Origin of the sequence: Vreelandella zhanjiangensis DSM 21076, from assembly GCF_000377665.1 — a bacterium.
Classification (GTDB): Bacteria; Pseudomonadota; Gammaproteobacteria; order Pseudomonadales; family Halomonadaceae; genus Vreelandella; species Vreelandella zhanjiangensis.
In genome coordinates this window covers 1-1,091 of sequence record NZ_KB898661.1, presented here as the reverse complement: position 1 = coordinate 1,091, position 1,091 = coordinate 1, and the positions used below count along the sequence as shown (strand labels likewise).

Sequence of the window (1,091 nt, the reverse complement as noted above, 5' to 3'; positions counted from 1 at the left end):
ACGCATCGTTTAAGGAGGTGATCCAGCCGCAGGTTCCCCTACGGCTACCTTGTTACGACTTCACCCCAGTCATGAACCACACCGTGGTGATCGCTTTCCCGAAGGTTAAGCTAACCACTTCTGGTGCAGTCCACTCCCATGGTGTGACGGGCGGTGTGTACAAGGCCCGGGAACGTATTCACCGTGACATTCTGATTCACGATTACTAGCGATTCCGACTTCACGGAGTCGAGTTGCAGACTCCGATCCGGACTGAGACCGGCTTTCTGGGATTGGCTTACTTTCGCAAGTTCGCAACCCTTTGTACCGGCCATTGTAGCACGTGTGTAGCCCTACCCGTAAGGGCCATGATGACTTGACGTCGTCCCCACCTTCCTCCGGTTTGTCACCGGCAGTCTCCTTAGAGTTCCCACCATTACGTGCTGGCAAATAAGGACAAGGGTTGCGCTCGTTACGGGACTTAACCCAACATTTCACAACACGAGCTGACGACAGCCATGCAGCACCTGTCTTACAGTTCCCGAAGGCACCCCGGAATCTCTTCCGGGTTCTGTAGATGTCAAGGGTAGGTAAGGTTCTTCGCGTTGCATCGAATTAAACCACATGCTCCACCGCTTGTGCGGGCCCCCGTCAATTCATTTGAGTTTTAACCTTGCGGCCGTACTCCCCAGGCGGTCGACTTATCGCGTTAACTTCGCCACAAAGTGCGCTAGGCACCCAACGGCTGGTCGACATCGTTTACGGCGTGGACTACCAGGGTATCTAATCCTGTTTGCTACCCACGCTTTCGCACCTCAGTGTCAGTGTCAGTCCAGAAGGCCGCCTTCGCCACTGGTATTCCTCCCGATCTCTACGCATTTCACCGCTACACCGGGAATTCTACCTTCCTCTCCTGCACTCTAGCTTGACAGTTCCGGATGCCGTTCCCAGGTTGAGCCCGGGGCTTTCACAACCGGCTTATCAAGCCACCTACGCGCGCTTTACGCCCAGTAATTCCGATTAACGCTTGCACCCTCCGTATTACCGCGGCTGCTGGCACGGAGTTAGCCGGTGCTTCTTCTGCGAGTGATGTCTTTCCAGGGAGGTATTAA

At 54.9% G+C, this 1,091-nt stretch carries 1 rRNA gene; it reads right to left on the bottom strand.

Features of this window, described 5'->3' with window-relative positions:
* Nucleotides 1-10 precede the first annotated feature (10 nt).
* A 16S ribosomal RNA gene (locus D467_RS0118870) occupies nucleotides 11-1,091 on the bottom strand; the annotation flags it as partial.